We start from the raw sequence: 18,456 nt of genomic DNA, 5'->3' as shown, positions 1-18,456 counted from the left end.
CGGGCGGCGGGCGCGCCGCGCAAACCGGCACGGTCCCTGCATGAGGGTCTTCGTGCCGGCGCGCACCGCGCGCAGCCGCCAACGGGGAACGAGCATGCTGTCCGCCCATGAATTCGCCACGCTGTTACTGGTGCATCGTGCACCGGAGCAAATCCAGAGCGACCGCGAGGATGTCGTCGCGCTGGTCGCACGGCACCTGGTCGTGATGCAGTACGACGACGCGTCGGGCGAGCGCCGGCCGGCGCTGACCGCCGAGGGGCTGTCGGTCGTGCGGTGCGTGCAGCGCAACGACGCGAGCGAGCCCGACGTCACCGATGCGTGACGGGCGGGCGCGCGGCGACGAGCACCGCGACGGGCAGCGCGGCCAGGCAGCGGGCGAGTGGCAGCGTGCGTCCCGTCAGGTCGATCGTGTCCCGCGTATTCAGGCAATCCGTCCATGGCCCGTCGATATCGCGCGGCAGCACGACCGCCGTATCGCCCCATCGCGCGGGCGCCACACGCGGCAATTCCGGCGTTTCGCCGAGCAGCGGGCACGCGAGCCGCGTCGCGACCACCACCACGGCGGCCTCATCGTTGCACCGCGCGAACGCCACCGCATGACGCCCGAGCGGGCCGCGCACGCGCAGCGGCACATACGCGCCGTCCGCGAATGCCGCTGGCCACCGCGCGCGCAGCGCGAGCATGCGCTCGACCAGCGCCCGCTTCACGCGCGCATCGGGCCACGCCGGCAGGTACGACGCGACCGGCCCGTCGACCCGTTCGGCCGCGAGCGCCGCGAACGGCACGTCGCGCCGGTTGTCCGGATCGACGAGCGAGTGATCCCATGATTCGGTCCCTTGATACAGGTCGGGCACGCCGGGCGACGCCATCCGCAGCACGGCCTGCGTCAGGCTGTTGATGACGCCGGCCGGCGCGATCCGCGCGACGAACGCATGCAGCCGGTGCGCGAAATCGCCGGCGCCGCGCGGCGTCAGGATCGCGCGGACGAATGCCGCGCAATCGCGCTCGTAGCGCATATCGGGCGCGAGCCAGTCGGTGTGCCGCTTCGCCTCGCGCAGCGCCTTCGTCTGCCACTGCGCGACGCGTTCGGCCAGCGCCGCGAGCCCCGTCGCATCGTCGGGCGCGAGTCCGGGCGGCCAGCAGCCGACGAGCGTCTGATACAGCATCGCCTCGGCGGCCGGCCCCGGCGTCCACGCGAGATCGCGATGCGCGCCGCCGCGATGCGGCCGGTTGAGCGCGGACCAGTCGAGCGACGCCGCGCGCCACGCGTCGGGCAATTCGCTGAGCACGGCCAGCCGCGCACGCGCATCCTCGCCGCGTTTGTGGTCGTGCGTGGCGGTGGCGACGAGCCCGTGCGGCACGGTGCGCGCGCGGCGCCGGTTGCGCGCATGGAACGCGCCGCGCGACAGGCTGAAGTCACCGGCGTCGGCGCCGACCTCGTTGCGCGACAGCAGCCGGCCGTAACGATAGTGGGCCGTATCCTCGACGCCCTTCGCGGCGAGTGGCGCGGTGAGCTGCGCGAACGCGACGCGCGCCGCGTGCAGCGCGGCGGGGTCCGCGCGCGGCACGCGTGCGACCGGCAACCCGAGCCAGGTGGCGACGTGATCGAGCGCGAACCGGTCGGCCGGATCGACGGCCGTGCATGCGCGTTCGTACGCATGCCCGAGCACGCGGCGATCGGCGTCGGCGGGCGCTTCGTCGCGCGCCGGATACAGCCGGTACACCGGCAGTTGCACCGCAAGTTCGCCCAGTACGCGCCGAATCGCGATCAGGCTGACGTCGCGCGTCGCGGGCGCCGCCCGTGCGATGCCATGCAACGCCCGCGCGGCACGCGCATGCTCGCCGGCGAGCATGCGCATCAGCACGCGGCGCTTGCCGTCGAGCGCTTCCTGCGCGAAGGTGCGCGACGAACCCGACACGTGCGCCCAGTGCGCGGCCAGCGGCGCGGCGCCGGCCGGATCGTGCAGCAGCGCGCCGACGTCGTTCATGAAGTCGTAGCCGGTCGTGCCGTCGACGGCCCAGTCGGCGCGCAGCGTCTCGCCGGGCGCGAGGATCTTCTCGACGACGACGTACGGCCGCGCGTCGCGTTGCGCGGCAAGTCGCTCATGCAGCCGCCGGCAATACGCGCGCGGATCGGCGAGGCCGTCGACGTGATCGACGCGCAGGCCGTCGATGCAGCCGGCCGCATGCAGCCGGAGCGGAAGCGCATGGACGGCATCGAACACCGCGTCGTCGTCGACACGGACGGCCGCGAGCGTCGCGATGTCGAAGAAGCGCCGCCAATTCAGCTCGTCGGCGGCCGTGCGCCACCAGGCGAGCCGGTAGTGCTGGCGTTCGAGCAGCCGGTGCAGGCACGCGCGCGAGCGCGCGCGGCGCGGATCGGCGCCGCGCAGCACCGCGTCGAGCGCATGCGGGCCGTGCGCGGCCGCGTGATCGCGCAGCGCCGCGTGCGCGGCGGCCAGTCGTGCGCTGTCGCGGTGCGGCGCGGCGTCGAAGCGTTCGGCGAGCGCGTTCAGGTCCGCGCGATTCGCGATGCGCAGGATGTCCGCATAGGTGGCGGCGGCCACCGGTAGCCGTCGCCCGGGGCACGACACGAAGAAGCGTCCGGCGGCCGGATCGACGTCGAGCGTGATGTCGCCGGCCGCGAGTGCCTCGCCGTACGGCGTGCCGAGGCAGGGCAACAGGACCTTGCCGTCGAGCGCCGCGTCCGGCGGATGCCAGTCGATGTCGAAGTGGCGTGCGTACGGGCTCGCGGGCCCCCATTCGAGCACGTCGTTCCACCAGCCGTTCGACGAGCCGCCGACGCCCATGTGGTTCGGCACGATGTCGACGATCACGCCCAGCCCGTGCGCGCGCAGCGCGGCGACGAGCCGGACGAAACCGGCTTCGCCGCCGAGTTCGGCGTTGAGCGTGCCGTAATCCACGGTGTCGTAGCCGTGTCGCGAACCGGGTTCGGCCGTCGCGACCGGCGACAGGTACAGGTGGCTCACGCCGAGCCGCGCGAAGTAGCCGGCGTGTGCGGCCGCGTCGTCGAACGTGAAGCCCGCATGCAACTGCAGGCGCAGCGTCGCGCGTGGTGTCATGAGCCGGGCTCCCGCGTACGGCGCGCACGCACGACGGCCGCGATGCGCTCGCGCACATCGGCGTCGAACAGCGTATCGATCGCGCGCGGCAGGCGCTGCCGCCAGTTCGGGTGCCCGCAGGGCGGCCCCGGCAGGTTCGGCTGCATGTCCAGCGCGAGCAGATCCTCGAGCGGCACGATTGCGAGCGGCGACGGGCTGCGCGCGACGTACGCGAGGATCGCGGCGACGGGGGGCGCGTCGGCGCGCGGGGCGATGGCGCCGGCCGGCGCACAGCCTGCGTGCTGCAGCGCGCGCCACAGCGCCGCGCGTTCGGTGGCGCGCGCCGCATGCGCGGCGAGGACGTCGGGATCGACGGCGGGCGGCGCTGTGGCAGGGCGGGGTTCCGGACGCGGCGCAGGGTCGGGCGCGGTGGCCGGGCGGGGCGCGATGTGGTGCGGATCGTGCGTGCTTGCCTCGTCCGGCGCGGGCGGCGCCGCGTCGCGCGCCGCCGCACCGTCGGACTGCCCTGCCGCGGCCTCGGCCGCGATCCGGCGCCATGCCAGATCGACGCCGCGCCACCAGCCGGCCACGGTCGGCAGATCGTGCGTCGACGACATCGCGATCGCGTCGCGATCCCATTCCGCCGGCGGCCGGAACGCGCCGCCGGCATCGCGCTCGAACCACAGCACGCGCATCCCGGCGATGCCCTGCGCGCCGAGCCGCTCGCGCAAGCCCGCCGGCACCGTGCCGAGATCCTCGCCGATCGCGAGCGCGCGATGACGCGCCGCCTCGAGCGCGACGAGCCGCACGAGATCGTCGACCGGATAGCGCAGGTACGCGCCGTCGCGCGGCGAGCCGCCGTCCGGCACGATCCACATCCGCGCGAAGCCGAGCACGTGATCGATGCGGATGCCGCCCGCATGCGCGAACGCCGCGCGCAACAGCTCGACGAACGGCACGAAGCCGTTCGCGCGCAATGCGGCGGGCGTCCAGGTCGTCACGCCCCACGCCTGGCCGGCCGCGTTGAACAAATCGGGCGGCGCACCGAGCGACACGCCGCGCAGCAGCGTCGCGCCATGCGCCCACGCGTCGCTGCCCGCGCGGTCGGAGCCCACCGCGAGATCGGCGATCAGCCCGACGGCCATGCCCGCGCCGCGTGCCGCGTGCTGCGCGTCGCGGAGCGCGCGCGACGCGCACCATTGCAGGAACGTGTGGAACGCGACCGTGTCGGCGTGGGTGTGCGCGAACGCGTCGACTTCAGCGGATCCCGGCTCGCGCCACGGCGCGGGCCAACGCCGCCAGTCCGCGCCGACGCCGCGTTCGATGCAGAACGCCTGCAGCGCGTCGAAACGCGCATGCGCCTCGAGTGCCGCGCCGCCCGCCGCGCGAAACCGCTGGAACGCGCCGCGTGACGGGTCGTCGCTGGCTCGCCACGCGTCGAAGCACGCACGCAGGTGGCGCAGCTTCAGCGGCAGCACCCGCGGCCAGTCGATCAGCGGCGCGTCGGCCGCCGCACCGGGCGCGCGATGCGCGGCAGCGGCGCCCGGCACCGCGTCGCAATCGAGATACGCGACGTTGTGCCAGCGCCGTGACGACGGCGAATACGGGCTGTCGTGCGCGGGCAGCGCCGGAAAGCCGGCGTGTGTCGGGCTGATCGCCACCGCCTGCGCGCCGTGCCGTGCCGCATGCGCGGCCAGTCGCGCCAGCGCGGTGTAGTCGCCCGCGCCGTCGTCGCCGGCGCGGCGCAGGCTGTAGAGCTGCGCCGCGATGCCCCAGTGGCCGCCCGCGTCCGCCGCGCGCGGGTCGAACGGTGGCGGGCGCGGCGGCGCGATCGTGAGCCCGATGCGCTGGTCGCCGACGTCGAGCGCGTGATAGCCGGGTATCGCCAGCGGCGGCAGCGTGCCGTGTTCGCCCGCGCCGCCGACGCGCCCGTCGACATGCCCGCCTGTTTCGAGCGTGATCCGGAAGCGCGCGCCCGGCGGCGCGACCGCGGCCGGCAGGGTCAGCGGCCGGCCCGCGTCGCCGGTGACGACGCGCGGCGGTGCCGCGTTCGCGTTGGCGAGCGCGGCGGCGCTTGCCACCCGCTGGCTCGCCGTGCCGCACGGCCAGCCGAGCGCGTCGACGAGCGCGGCGAGCGCGCCGTCGTCCACCCGCCGCGCGATGCCGCCCGCATCGGTCCAATCGGATTCCAGGCCGGCCGCGCGCGCGAGTTCGGCGATCGACACGTCGGTCGTCATGATCGGCCCTGTCCGTTCGCGCGGTGCTGTCGCGCATCGTGGTTGACGTTGCCGTCGCGCCACGCGATGCCCGCGCGCGGCGGCAGCCGCAGGTCGCGCAGCCGGTCGCGGGCGCGCGGCGGCGTCTCGAACACGATCTTGCCGACCGGCAGCGCGGGCAGCACCGCGTCGTGCGAGCCGAGGTTCAACGCGATCGTCAGCGTGCTGCCGTCGCCGAGGCGCCAGCGGGCGACGAGCGCCTGCGGGTCGCCGTCGCCCGCGAGCAGGTCGACGCCGAGCGCGCGCGCGCCGGGCAGGTTCGGCGTCACGAGCGCCGCGCGCACGGCCAGCGCGCTGCGGTAGAAGCGCCGCCATGCGTCGGCGTCGGGCGTGGTTTCGTCGCGACTGCCGTGCAGCGTCGAACGCACGAACGTCGCGATGTCGTTCGGATCGGGAATCGCGCTGCGATGCGCGGCGTCGGCGAAGGCCGGAAAAGCCGCGAATTCGCGGCGCCGGCCTTCGCGCACCGCGTCGGCGAGCGCGCCGCGATAGTCGGTGAAGAACTGGAACGGCTGCGTGCTGCCGTCCTCCTCGCCCATGAACAGCAGCGGGATCGACGGCGCGAGCAGCAGCAGCGCGGTCGCCGCGCGCACCGCATCTTCGTTCGCGAGCGTGCGCAGCCGTTCGCCGAACGCGCGATTGCCGACCTGGTCGTGGTTCTGCAGGAAGGCGACGAACGCGGTCGGCGGCAGGTGGGCGCTCGGTTCGCCGCGCGCGGCGCCGTCGTGCAGCGGCGACGGTTCGCCCTGGTACGCGAAGCCTTCGCCGAGCGTGCGCGCGAGATGGCGCAGCGGCGCGTCGGCGTACGCGCGGTAGTAGCCGTCGCGCTCGCCGGTCAGCAGCACGTGCGCGCTGTTGTGGAAGTCGTCGTTCCATTGCGCGTCGAAATCGCCGGGCCCGAGCAGGCTTGCCGCGTTGCGTTCGTTCTCGAGCACGAGGTGCACATGACGCGTGTCGCCCGCATACGCGCGCACGCGGCGCGCGAGTTCGCGCAGCCACGCGTCGTCGTCGATCGCGTGCGCGGCGTCGATGCGCAATCCGTCGAAACAGAATTCGTCGAGCCAGTACAGCGCGTTCTCGATGAAGAACGCGCTCGTTTGCGCGCACGAAAAGTCGATGGCCGGCCCCCACGCGGTCTGCCGGTCGGTGCGGAAGAACGCGGGCGCATAGCGCGGCAGCAGGTTGCCTTCCGGGCCGAAGTGGTTGTAGACGACGTCGAGGAACACCTGCAACTCGAGCCCGTGCGCGGCATCGACCAGCGCCTTCAGTTCGTCGGGCCGCCCGTACGACGCATCGGGCGCGAACGGCAGCACGCCGTCGTAGCCCCAGTTGCGCATGCCGGGGAACGCGTTGACGGGCATCAGCTCGACCGCGGTCACGCCGAGCGCGGCGATCTCCGGCAGGCGCCGCTCGACGCTCGCGTAGCCGCCGCATGCGCCGACATGCAGCTCGTACAGCACCGTCTCGTGCCACGGGCGGCCGCGCCATGCGTCGTGGCGCCAGCGGTACGCAGCCGGATCGACGACCTGGCTCGGGCCTGCCACGCCGCCCGGCTGGAAGCGCGACGCGGGATCGGGCACCGAGAGATCGCCGTCGACCCGGTAGCGATACAGCGTGCCGGGGCCGCAGGGCGCGACGACCTCGAACCAGCCGTCGCCGACCGCGGTCATCGCGATCGCGGGCGTGTTTTCGCCCTCGATCTCGACGGCGGCCGTGCGGCTCGCGGGCGCCCACAGCCGGAAGCGCGTGCGGCCGCCGTCGACGCAGGTCGCGCCGAACGACATGTCGAACGCGTGCGGGCCGGATGGATGGGCGGAGCGTGATCTCATGGCGAGTCTCCCGAGGACAGGTCGGGCGGCACGGCGGCCACCGCGATCGCGGCCGCGTGCGCGGCGACGTCGAGCCCGTCGGCCGGCCACGTGCGCGGGCCGGCGTCCGGCGTGGCCGTGTCGACCAGCACGCGATAGTCGAGCGCCGGGGCGGGCGGCGCGAACACGACCGTCTCGGACGACGCGTTCAGCATCACGAGCAGCGCCTCGGTGCGCCCGGTGCGGCCCGTGCCGACGCGCCGCATCGTCAGCGCGCGGCGCTCGCGGTCCTGCCACGCGGGCACCGTCATCGCGACGCCGCGCTCGTCGAACCAGTCGATCTCCGCCATGCCCGGCGCGGCGTCGTGGTCGCCCGACGGATAACGCGGCGCGGACATCACCGGGTACATGCGCCGCAGCGCGGCGAGCCGCGACACGAAGCGCATCAGCGTCACGGCTTCGTCGCTGCGTGCCAGATCCCAGTCGAGCCACGACAGCTCGTTGTCCTGGCAGTACGCGTTGTTGTTGCCGTGCTGCGTGCGGCCGAATTCGTCGCCGGCCACCAGCATCGGCGTGCCGAGCGCGGTGAACAGCGTCGCGAGCATCGAGCGCGCGACGCGCGCGCGCACGTCGCGGATCGCCGCGTCGTCGGTCGGCCCTTCGGCCCCCCAGTTCGCGCTGCAGTTGTCGTCGCGGCCGTCGCGGTTGTCCTCGCCGTTCGCATCGTTGTGTTTCGCCGAATACGACACGAGATCGGCGAGCGTGAAGCCGTCGTGCGCGGTGATGAAATTGACCGAGGCCCACGTGTGGCGCCGCTGGCGGTTGAACAGGTCGGCCGACCCCGCGAGCCGCGCGGCGAGCTCCGGCCGCTGGCCCGCATCGCCGCGCCAGAAGCGCCGCACGGTGTCGCGAAAGCGGTCGTTCCATTCGGCGAAGCCGGGCGGGTGGCGGCCGAGCTGGTAGCCGCCGGGGCCGAGATCCCACGGCTCCGTGATCAGCTTGCGCTGCGCGAGCACCGGGTCCTGCCGCAGCGCGTCGAAAAACCCCGCGCCGGGATCGAAGCCGTGTTCCTCGCGGCCGAGCGTCACGCCGAGGTCGAAGCGGAAGCCGCCGATGTTGAACGCGGTGGCCCAGTAGCGCAGCGAATCCATCACCATCTGCACGACGCGCGGATGCGACAGGTTCAGCGTGTTGCCGCAGCCGGTCTCGTCGACATGGAAGCGGCGGTCGTCCGGCATCAGCCGGTAGTAGCTTGCGTTGTCGAGGCCGCGCCACGACAGCGTCGGGCCGAGCTCGTTGCCCTCGCACGTATGGTTGTAGACGACGTCGAGCACGACCTCGATGCCGGCCGCATGCAGCTGGCGGATCGCGATGCGCATCTCGTCGAGCCGCCGCGTCGCGAGATAGGCGGGCTCCGGCGCGAAGAACGCGGCCGTGTCGTAGCCCCAGTAGTTGCGCAGCCCGCGGTTCACGAGCGCGCGTTGCTGCAGGAACGCGTGGACGGGCAGCAGCTCCACCGTCGTCACGCCGATCGACAGCAGGTGATCGATGAACGCCGGATGCGCGAGCGCCGCGAACGTGCCGCGTTCGGGCGGGCGCAACCCGGCGCGACGCATCGACGCGCCGCGCACGTGGGTTTCGTAGATCACCGTGTTGCGCCACGACACGCGCGGGCGCCGGTCGTCGCGCCAATCGAACGCCTCGTCGACCACCACGCACTTCGGCATCGCGGGCGCCGAGTCGCGGCGGTCCATCGACAGGTCCGCGCGGTTCGAATGGACGCGATAGCCGAACAGCGCGTCCGACCAGCGGAACTGGCCGACCAGCTTGCGCGCGTACGGGTCGAGCAGCAGCTTGGTCGAGTTGAAGCGATGGCCGTGCTGCGGCTGGTACGGGCCGTCCGCGCGGAACCCGTACACGGTGCCCGGATGCGCGTTGGGCAGGTAGCCGTGCCACACCTCGTCGGTGCATTCGGGCAGGTCGAGGCGCGCGAGCTCCTTGCGACCGGTCGGATCGAACACGCACAGCTGGATGCGCTGCGCGTGCGCGGAAAACACCGCGAAGTTGGTCCCGAGGCCGTCCCAGGTCGCGCCGAGCGGATAGCTGCGGCCGGATTCGAGACGGGCGGGCAGGGCGGTCGGCATGAGGCGGATCTCCGTGTCGGGGGCGCGGGCAATCAGGCAGGGCGCAGCCACAGCGTCGAGAGCGGCGGCAGGCGCAGGGTCGCCGACCACGCTTCGCCGTGCGCGGGCACGGCTTCGGCCCACACGGCGCCGTCGTTGCCGGCGTTGGTGCCGCCGTACGGCGCGGCATCGGTGTTCATCAGTTCGCGCCACGGTCCGGGCGCGGGCAGGCCGACGCGGTAGCTTGCGCGCGGCACCGGCGTGAAATTGCAGACGGCGACCACGACGTGTCCGGCGTCGTCGCGGCGCACGAACGCGAACACGCTGTTGTCGCGGTCGTCGCCGATCAGCCACGCGAAGCCGGCTGCGTAGCAGTCGAGCGCATGCAGCGCGGGTTCGGCCGCATACGCGCGGTTCAGGTCGCGCACGAGCCGCTGCACGCCGCGATGCGCGGGCGCGTCGAGCAGGTCCCAGTGCGGCGTCGCGTCGTGCGCGAATTCGGCCCATTGCGCGAACTCGCTGCCCATGAACAGCAGCTTCTTGCCGGGATGCGCCCACATGAAGCCGAAGTACGCGCGCAGCGTCGCGAGCCGCTGCCACGCGTCGCCGGGCATCTTCGCGACGAGCGAGCCCTTGCCGTGCACGACCTCGTCGTGCGACAGCGGCAGCACGAAGCGCTCGGAGAACGCGTAGATCAGCCCGAACGTCATCCGGTCGTGGTGATAGCGGCGGTGGATCGGGTCCTCGCGCAGATACGCGAGCGTGTCGTGCATCCAGCCCATGTTCCACTTGAAGTCGAAGCCGAGCCCGCCATTGACGGTCGGCGCCGTGACGCCGGGCCACGCGGTCGATTCCTCCGCGACGGTGACGACACCGGCCGGTGCGGCCGCACCGTGCAGCGTGTCGTTCAGCAGGCGCAGGAATGCGACCGATTCGAGGTTCTCGCGGCCGCCGTGCACGTTCGGCACCCATTCGCCCTCGGCGCGCGAATAGTCGCGGTACAGCATCGACGCGACCGCGTCGACGCGGATGCCGTCGACGTGATACCGGCGCGCCCAGGCGAGCGCCGACGCGGCGAGGAACGCGCCGACTTCCGTGCGCCCGACGTTGAACACGCAGGTGTGCCAGTCGGGATGCAGCCCTTCGCGCGGGTCGGCGTGTTCGTACAGCGCCGTGCCGTCGAATTGCGCGAGGCCATGCGGATCGTCGGGGAAATGCGCGGGCACCCAGTCGACCAGCACGCCGATGCCGGCCGCATGCGCGCGGTCGACGAAGCGCGCGAAGCCGTCGACCGGCCCGAAACGCGCGGACGGCGCGAACTGCGCAAGCGGCTGGTAGCCCCACGAGCCGCCGAACGGGTATTCGGCGATCGGCATGAACTCGACGTGTGTGAAGCCCATCCCCTGCACGTACGGAATCAGCCGCTCGGCGAGCTCGTCCCACGTCGCGCTGCGGTTCATCTCCTCGGGCACGCGCTGCCACGACTCCGGATGCACCTCGTAGATCGACCACGGCACGCGGTAGCGGTCGGCGTGCGGCCGCGCGCGCATCCAGCCGTCGTCGTGCCAGGCGAACGCGTCGAGCGCCGCGACGTCGGCGACGACCGACGCCGTGCGCGGCGGCGCTTCGGTCGCGCGCGCACAGGGATCGGCCTTGTGCGGCAGCACGCGCCCGTCGGCCGCGCGCAGCTCGTACTTGTAGCGCTCGCCCGCGCCGATGCCCGGCACGAACAGCTCCCACACGCCCGACGGCCGCCGCAGCCGCATCGGATGGCGGCGGCCGTCCCATCCGTTGAAATCGCCGACCACCGACACGCGCTGCGCGTTCGGCGCCCAGACCGCGAAGCGCACGCCGTCGGTGTCGCCGATGCGCGCGGGCGTCGCGCCGAGGCAGTCGAGCACGGCGGCCGGGTCGCCGGCCGAGAAGCGCGCGAGCACCGCGTCGTCGAGCAGCGTGCCGAACGCATACGCATCGTCGATCACCTGCCGCGCGCCAGGCCACTCGATCGCGAGCCGGTAGTGGGGCGCGCCGCCGTTGCGCGGGATCGTCCCCGCGAAGCAGCCGGCCCGATCGACGCACGCGAGCGTGCCGAGGTCGGCGCCTTCCGGCGACAGCGCATGCACGCTTTTCGCGCCGGGCAGCAGCGCGCGCACGACGACCCGGCCGGTTTGCCCGTGCGGGCCGAGGCACGCGAACGGATCGGGATGGCGGCCGGCGAGCAGCGCATCGATATCGGATCGTTCGAACAGCGTCTCGGTCATGACGTGCCTCCGTCGTCGGATGCGGCGCCGTCATCGAGCAGCCGTTCGACCAGCGCGGCGAGCCCGCCGACCGGCACGCTCAGCCAGTCGGGCCGGTTCGCGGCTTCGTAGCGCAGCTCGTACGACGCCTTGTCGATCAGGAACAGCGCGAGCAGGCGATCGGCGTAGCGCGGGTCGACGAAACGCGCGGGCGCCCGTTCGGCGGCGGCGCGATAGCATTCGACGAAGCGGTCGGCGGCGGCCTGCCCGAAGCGGTCGAACAGCGCGCGCTTGCGGCCGGCCGCCTGCGGCGGCGCCTTCTCGATCGCGAATTGCGCGATCGCGCTCACGTACGACAGCGAACGCAGCAGGCCGGCCACGTCGCGCAGCGGATGCGATTTCGCGCGGCGGCGCTCGAGCGAGCGCGCCGGCTCGCCTTCGAAGTCGATCAGCAGCGCGTCGCCTTGCACGTCGAGCACCTGGCCCAGATGGAAATCGCCGTGGATCCGCATGCATTGCGCATCGAGCGTGCGCGGCACGAGTTCGCCGAGCGCGCGCACGGCCGCGTCGCGCGATGCGAGCAGCGTGTCGGCCGCCGCGCGCATCGCGGGATCGAGCGCATCGAGCCGCGTGTGCAGCACGTCGAGCGCGTGCTCGAACGACGCGATCGCGTCCGCGCACCAGCCTTCGACGTGTTCGGGCGTCGCATGCTCCGGCGCGAACGCGGGATCGTCGGAGGGCTGCGCGAGCGCGACGTGCAGCTGGCCGAGCCGCGTGCCGATGATCCCCGCGAAGGCCGCGTAGCCGAGCAGCGCGTCGGGTACCTCGTCTGTTTCGGCGGTCTCGTCGTCGTCCGCGGCCGGCAGCGCGAGCTCGTCCACCGCGCGCCGCAGGAAGTCGAACGAACGCGTCCACGCGTCGCCCTGGTTGTCGACATAGCGCTGCAGGATCGCGACCGTGTGCGGTGTGCCGTCCGGATCGACGTGCACGACTTCGCCCGCGAGCGTCGCGGTGTTCGGGTAGCCGATCCGCGTCAAGTGCCGGCTCATTTCCGCTTCCGGATGCACGCCGTGCGCGACCTTGCGGACCAGCTTCAGCACGATCGCGTCGCCGATCACGAGCGAGCTGTTGCTCTGCTCGGCCGCGAGCCAGCGCACTTCGGCGTCGTCGCCGGGATCGAGTGCGGCGAGCGCGTCTTCCGGCAGGAACGCGAGCCGGCCGCCGTCGGAGGTCGGCACCACCGCAGCGTCGCGCAGCTTGCGCAGCATGCCGCGCGCGAACGCCGGCAGCGCGAACGCGTCGGTCAGGTAGCCGACCGTATGGCCGCGCCGCACGCGCGCCAGCGCGAGCTGCGCGAACAGCGGCTGCGAGGTTTCACCCCCCCATGCGGTCGCGAGCGGCACGACGTAGCGTTCGACGTCACCCGGCTCGCCGGATTCGACCCAGGCCTCCGCATACTGGAACGGTTCGCCCGGCACCGGCGTGACGACCTTCAGCCGGGCCGTGCCGACCGCGCGATCCTTCGAGGCGAACCAGCGCCGCCGCGCGAGCCACGACGGCAGCGCATCGTGCGCGAGCACGGGCAGCTGTTCGACGTCCGGCCGCGCATCGCCGCGCCGCATCACGAGCGTCACGTATTCGGGCAACGGCTCCGCCTGGGGGTGCCGCCACGACGGCTCGCGGCCGTGCTCGGCCAGGACGAACCACAGGAAGCCATACGGCGGGAAGGTGAGGAGATACGGGAGCTGGCCGATCGGCGGAAACGGCGAATCCGACGTCATCTCGATCGGCACGCGCCCCGCGAATTCGGACAGGTCGAGCTCGACGGCCTGCGACGCGCGCGACAGGTTCGCGACGCACAGCACCGGATCGTGCCCGTCCAGCTCGCGCAGGTACGCGAGCACCTTGCGGTTCTCCGGGCGCAGGAAGCGGATCGTGCCGCGCCCGAACGCCTGCGATGCGCGGCGGGTCGACAGGATGCGGCGCGTCCAGTTCAGCAGCGAATGCGGGTCGCGCGTCTGCGCTTCGACGTTGACGGCGTCATAGCCGTACAGCGGCCCCATCACCGGCGGCAGCACGAGCAGTTCGGGGTCGGCGCGCGAGAAGCCGCCGTTGCGGTCGGACGACCACTGCATTGGCGTGCGCACGCCGTCGCGGTCGCCGAGGTGGATGTTGTCGCCCATCCCGAGCTCGTCGCCGTAATAGATCACCGGCGTGCCCGGCATCGACAGCAGCAGCGAGTTGATCAGCTCGATGCGGCGCCGGTCGCGTTCCATCAACGGGGCGAGCCGGCGCCGGATGCCGAGGTTCAGCCGCGCGCGCCGGTCGCTCGCATAGGTCTGCCACAGCAGGTCGCGCTCGGAGTCGGTGACCATCTCGAGCGTCAGTTCGTCGTGATTGCGCAGGAACACGGCCCACTGGTTGCTCGGTGCGAGTTCCGGCGTCTGCCGCATGATGTCGACGATCGGGAAGCGGTCCTCGCTCGCGATCGACATGTAGATGCGCGGCATCAGCGGGAAATGGAACGCCATGTGGCATTCGTCCTCGTCGCCGAAATATTCCTGCACGTCTTCGGGCCACTGGTTCGCTTCGGCGAGCAGCATCCGGTTCGGATACTCGGCGTCGATCGTCGCGCGGATCCGTTTCAGGATCGCGTGCGTCTCGGGCAGGTTTTCGTTGTTGGTGCCCTCGCGCGCGACGAGATAAGGTACCGCGTCGAGCCGCAGCCCGTCGATGCCGAGGTCGAGCCAGAAGCGCATCACCTGCATCACTTCGCGCACGACGGACGGGTTGTCGAAATTCAGGTCGGGCTGGTGCGAATAGAAGCGGTGCCAGTAGTACTGGCCGGCGACCGGGTCGTACGTCCAGTTCGACGTTTCCGTATCGAGGAAGATGATCCGCGTGCCCGCGTATTTCGTGTCGGTGTCGGACCACATGTAGTAGTCGCGGTGATTCGAGCCCGGTTTCGCGCGGCGCGCGCGCTGGAACCACGGATGCTGGTCCGACGTGTGGTTGATCACGAGCTCGGTGATCACGCGAATGCCGCGCGCATGCGCTTCGCGGATGAAGCGCCGCACGTCGGCGAGCGTGCCGTAGTCCGGATGCACGTCGCGGTAGTCGGCGATGTCGTAGCCGTCGTCGCGGCGCGGCGACGGGTAGAACGGCAGCAGCCAGACCGTGTCGACGCCGAGTTCGGCGATGTAGTCGAGCTTCGCGATCAGGCCGGGGAAATCGCCGATGCCGTCGTTGTTCGAGTCGTAGAACGACTTCACGTGCACCTGGTAGATGATCGCGTCCTTGTACCACAGCGGATCGTCCGCGCAGAGCGCCGGCGCGCGGCGGCGCGCACGGCGCCGGCGCGGCGTGCCGGCCGGCGCGAGCGACGGGAATTGCGCGCGGCGTACGTCGTCGAGGGAATCTTCGCGTTTCATCATCCGTGCACTCCCGAAGGTGGCCGGGCCTCGCCCGGTTCGCGCGCCGCCGCCCGCGCGGCGCCTGGAGACGGCGTGAGCCGCCAGATCGCATACGGCCGCACGTGCGGATCGAGCGACACGTACTGGCGATGCTCGCGCCAGGTTTCCGCATGCGCGGCGTCCTGCTCGAGCGCGTCGAGCGGTTCGCCGTCGACGAGCCCGAAGCCGCGCCACAGCGACGCATCGAGCGTGAAGTTCGCGACCTGCGGATGCCACGGGTCGATGCTGATCGCGACGACGACCACGCTGTCGAATGCGGGCGTCGCCTTCACGAACACGAGCACCGAGTCGTTGTCGGCATCGGCGAACGTGAGGCCGAGATGTGTCTGCAGCGCAGGGTGGGCGCGCCGCGCGCGGTTCAGCCGCGCGACCTCGGCGCCGATATGCGCGGCCTTGCTCCAGTCGCGTGCGCGCAGCTCGTATTTCTCCGCGTTCGCGTATTCCTCGCTGTCCGGCAGCGACGCCGATTCGCCGAGCTCGAAGCCCGAGTACAGGCCCCACGATCCGGCCAGCGTCGCCGCGAGCGCCGCGCGGATCACGAACTGCGTGCGCGGCGCGTTCTGCAGGTGGCGCGGGTTGATGTCGGGCGTGTTGACGAAGAAGTTCGGCCGGAAGAATTCGCGCGCGGGGCCGGTCGTCAGCTCGGTCAGGTAGTCGATGAATTCGCGCTTCGACTCGCGCCACGTGAAGTACGTGTACGACTGCGAGAAGCCGACTTTCGCGAGCCGATACATCATCGCCGGCCGCGTGAACGCTTCGGACAGGAACACGACGTCCGGGTGCCGGCCGCGCACGTCGCCGATCATCCACGCCCAGAACGGCAGCGGCTTCGTGTGCGGATTGTCGACGCGGAAGATCCGCACGCCCGCGTCGACCCAGAACAGCACCGCGTCGCGCAGCGCGAGCCACAGGTCGGGCAGCGCGTCCGGCGCGTAGAAATCGGGGTTCACGATGTCCTGGTAGCGCTTCGGCGGATTCTCCGCGAAGCGCAGCGAGCCGTCCGGCCGCCACGCGAACCAGCCCGGATGCGCAGCGAGCCACGGATGGTCGGGCGAGCACTGGATCGCGAAATCGAGCGCGATCTCGAGCCCGTGGCCGCGCGCGGCATCGACCAGCGCGCGGAACGCGTCGAGCGTGCCGAGCTGCGGATGCACGGCCGTGTGGCCGCCGTCCGGCGAGCCGATCGCGTAAGGGCTGCCGACGTCGTCGGGGCCGGCCTTCAGGCTGTTGTTGCGTCCCTTGCGCGCGGTCGTGCCGATCGGGTGGATCGGCGGGAAATACAGCACGTCGAAACCCATGTCGCGGATGCGCGGCAGGTGCGCGATCACGTCGTCGAACGTGCCGTGCCGGTGCGGATCGTCGCTCGCCGAGCGCGGAAACATCTCGTACCAGCTGGAGAAGCGCGCCGCGCGGCGCTCGACGTCGACCGGGAAGGTCGTCGTGTCGTGCGTGACGAACGGACGGTAGCGCAGCGCCGCGAACGCGTCGGCGAGCGGCGCCGCGCCGAGCTGCGCGAGCCGCGCGTCGGCCGGCGCATCCCTGAATTCGGCGGCGAGCCGTTCCATCCGCGTGAGCGCGCGCGCATCGAGCGGGTCGGCGAGCTTGAGCGCGGTGGCGAGCAGCAGCTGCGCTTCGCGCAGTTCGAGCGTCACGTCCTGGCCGGCCGCGTGTTTCTTCGCGACATCGTCGACGAGCGACGCCCAGTCGTCGCGCCAGGCGAGCACGCGAAATTCATGGCGGCCGAGCCGGTCGAGCGAGACGCGCGCGTGCCAGCCGTCGTTCGGTTCGGCTTCGAACGGGATTTCGCGCCAGTCGTCGTCGCCGGCGGCGCGCCACTGCAGCGCGGCCGCGAGATGCGCGTGCCCGTCGGTGAAGATCGATGCGTGGACGACGAGCGTTTCGCCGATCACGCGCTTGACCGCGAAGCGGCCGCCGTCGACCGACGGTTCGACGCGCTCGATCGGGATGCGGTCGGCCGCGAGCGCGGCGGACAGCGCCGCGCGCTCGAGTGCGGCGTCCTGGCGTGTCGTGACAGGCGGCGCCTGCCACGCATGCAGCAGCGCGCAGGCGCCGGGTGCGAGCGTGAACGGCTGGAGTGCGGCCGGCGGGCGGGTTTGCGCGCCGCCGGATGTGGCGACGCGCGTGAATCCGCCCGGCACGCCGGGCAGGATCGTCGCGGGATCGACCGTCACCGCCGCGTCGAGATCGGGATTCAACGCGATCAGCAGCGCCGCTTCGTCGTGTTCGAGCGACGGGCCGGCGCCGCGCAGCAGCGCGGTCGCCGGTGCGCCAGGCGCGCTCAGCTGGACGATCTCGCCGCGCGCGGCCGCGACGGGCATGGCGCGACGCCACGCGTTCGCATCGGCAATCGCGCCCGACAGGTCGAAGCGCGCGCCGTCGAACGCGGCGTGGAAGCGTGTGGCATCGGCGTCGCGCGCCATCAGCGGCACCGTGACGCCGCGCTCGAAGCCCATCGGCACGAGCCAGCCGGTGCCGACGGCCGCGGCCGTCCACAGTGCACGGCGATACGCGCGAGCGACGGTGTCATCCGGCGCGTCGGGCCAGTCGTCGGCGAGGCGCGCGCCGTCGAACGCATCCGGAAACGCGATCGGCGAGCCGATGCGTCGCAGCAGCCGATGTTCGTCGACGAACCACGGGGCGCGCAGGTCCCACCAGCGCACCGATGAAAACACCGCGTCGAACCCGGCGCCTTCGAGCCGCGCGAGCGCGTCGCGCGCATGGCCGGGCACGCCGGCGAGCACCGCCACGTCAGGGCGCGCGCGACGCAGCGCCGCGCGCCAGCCGGGCCACCAGTCGGCCGGCAAATGATGCGGCGCGTCGATGAGGAAACCGGCCGCGCCCGCATCGGCGAACGCGGCGAGGTGCGTGCACCACCACGCGGACAGCGCGTCGCGCGCCGCGTCGTCGCCGAGGTTCGCGTGAGCGACATCCTGCGCGTGCGCGGCGCCGCGCGGATCGATCAGCGCATCGTCGTGCGTGCGTTCGACGTACCAGTCCGGGTGCTCGGTGCGCAGCGGATTCTCGCGTGCGATGCGGTCCGGCACGACTTCGAGCAGCAGGCGCAGCCCGTGGCCCTTTGCGAGCTGCGCGAGCCGCGAGAAGGTTTCGAGCGCGCCCGCGCGTGTCGCGAACGATTGGGCCGGACGCCGAAAATCGGCCACGTGGCGCGGATAGCCGGCGACGCTCGCGGCCCAGAAGGCGCCGACCAGCACGTGATCGAAGCCCATGCCCGCGGCATGCGCGAACGTCTGCGGCCATGCGTCGAGCGGCCCGACGAGGCGGGCGTCGCAGAACTGGATATGCGGAGCGAAGATCGGCGTGGCGTTCATGGCGCGGGGCACAGGGGCGGCGGTCGGTGACGCCGGTTCGCCGCAACGCACGTGCCTGCCGGGTGGTTTCCCGTGCGGCGGGGCCTGCGCGGGATGCCGACGACAACGGACTGTCGTTTTTACA

8 protein-coding genes are annotated in these 18,456 nt (G+C 72.3%); 1 reads left to right on the top strand and 7 read right to left on the bottom strand.

Annotated elements, in window-relative coordinates:
- Positions 1–94 precede the first annotated feature (94 nt).
- Positions 95–322 carry a hypothetical protein gene (locus ACPTTC_RS37135; protein ID WP_423396259.1) on the top strand — a complete coding sequence of 76 codons (228 nt, stop codon included), beginning with the start codon at positions 95–97 and terminating at the stop codon, positions 320–322.
- On the opposite strand, the gene treY is transcribed toward ACPTTC_RS37135, so the two are convergent.
- The 7 genes from treY to ACPTTC_RS37100 are packed head-to-tail and all read right to left on the bottom strand — an operon-like array spanning position 309 to position 18,332.
- Positions 309–3,083 carry a malto-oligosyltrehalose synthase gene (gene treY / locus ACPTTC_RS37130; protein WP_423396258.1) on the bottom strand — a complete coding sequence of 925 codons (2,775 nt, stop codon included), beginning with the start codon at positions 3,081–3,083 and terminating at the stop codon, positions 309–311. The two genes, ACPTTC_RS37135 and treY, sit on opposite strands and share 14 nt — an antisense overlap.
- Positions 3,080–5,299, bottom strand: coding sequence for a 4-alpha-glucanotransferase (gene malQ / locus ACPTTC_RS37125; RefSeq protein ID WP_423396257.1), 2,220 nt, complete (start codon positions 5,297–5,299; stop codon positions 3,080–3,082). Before malQ ends, treY begins: the two co-directional genes overlap by 4 nt.
- Positions 5,296–7,167 (bottom strand): malto-oligosyltrehalose trehalohydrolase, encoded by a 1,872-nt coding sequence (treZ, locus tag ACPTTC_RS37120; RefSeq protein WP_423396256.1) that lies wholly within the window; start codon positions 7,165–7,167, stop codon positions 5,296–5,298. The genes malQ and treZ overlap by 4 nt, the downstream gene beginning before the upstream one ends.
- A complete protein-coding gene (gene glgX / locus ACPTTC_RS37115) occupies positions 7,164–9,290 on the bottom strand; it encodes a glycogen debranching protein GlgX (protein WP_423396255.1) in 2,127 nt (708 codons plus the stop codon). The genes treZ and glgX overlap by 4 nt, the downstream gene beginning before the upstream one ends.
- A gap of 32 nt (positions 9,291–9,322) precedes the next feature.
- Positions 9,323–11,530, bottom strand: coding sequence for a 1,4-alpha-glucan branching protein GlgB (glgB, locus tag ACPTTC_RS37110; protein ID WP_423396254.1), 2,208 nt, complete (start codon positions 11,528–11,530; stop codon positions 9,323–9,325).
- Positions 11,527–14,940, bottom strand: a complete 3,414-nt coding sequence (gene treS, locus ACPTTC_RS37105; protein ID WP_423396573.1) for a maltose alpha-D-glucosyltransferase — start codon at positions 14,938–14,940, stop codon at positions 11,527–11,529. The genes glgB and treS overlap by 4 nt, the downstream gene beginning before the upstream one ends.
- The gene (locus ACPTTC_RS37100) at positions 14,940–18,332 is read right to left on the bottom strand and encodes a maltotransferase domain-containing protein (RefSeq protein ID WP_423396253.1); all 3,393 of its coding nucleotides are present in this window, start codon (positions 18,330–18,332) and stop codon (positions 14,940–14,942) included. Before ACPTTC_RS37100 ends, treS begins: the two co-directional genes overlap by 1 nt.
- Positions 18,333–18,456: the final 124 nt, after the last annotated feature.

Source organism: Burkholderia mycopellens (genome assembly GCF_964265025.1).
Classification (GTDB): Bacteria; Pseudomonadota; Gammaproteobacteria; order Burkholderiales; family Burkholderiaceae; genus Burkholderia.
The sequence above is the reverse complement of the archived record's forward strand: the minus strand, read 5'-3'. Positions and strand labels throughout refer to the sequence as shown.

Bases quoted from the DNA above. Each gene is read 5' to 3' on its own strand.
- ACPTTC_RS37135 (WP_423396259.1), top strand. From the start codon at position 95: ATGCTGTCCGCCCATGAATTCGCCACGCTGTTACTGGTGCATCGTGCA.
- treY (WP_423396258.1), bottom strand. From the start codon at position 3,083: ATGACACCACGCGCGACGCTGCGCCTGCAGTTGCATGCGGGCTTCACG.
- malQ (WP_423396257.1), bottom strand. From the start codon at position 5,299: ATGACGACCGACGTGTCGATCGCCGAACTCGCGCGCGCGGCCGGCCTG.
- treZ (WP_423396256.1), bottom strand. From the start codon at position 7,167: ATGAGATCACGCTCCGCCCATCCATCCGGCCCGCACGCGTTCGACATG.
- glgX (WP_423396255.1), bottom strand. From the start codon at position 9,290: ATGCCGACCGCCCTGCCCGCCCGTCTCGAATCCGGCCGCAGCTATCCG.
- glgB (WP_423396254.1), bottom strand. From the start codon at position 11,530: ATGACCGAGACGCTGTTCGAACGATCCGATATCGATGCGCTGCTCGCC.
- treS (WP_423396573.1), bottom strand. From the start codon at position 14,940: ATGAAACGCGAAGATTCCCTCGACGACGTACGCCGCGCGCAATTCCCG.
- ACPTTC_RS37100 (WP_423396253.1), bottom strand. From the start codon at position 18,332: ATGAACGCCACGCCGATCTTCGCTCCGCATATCCAGTTCTGCGACGCC.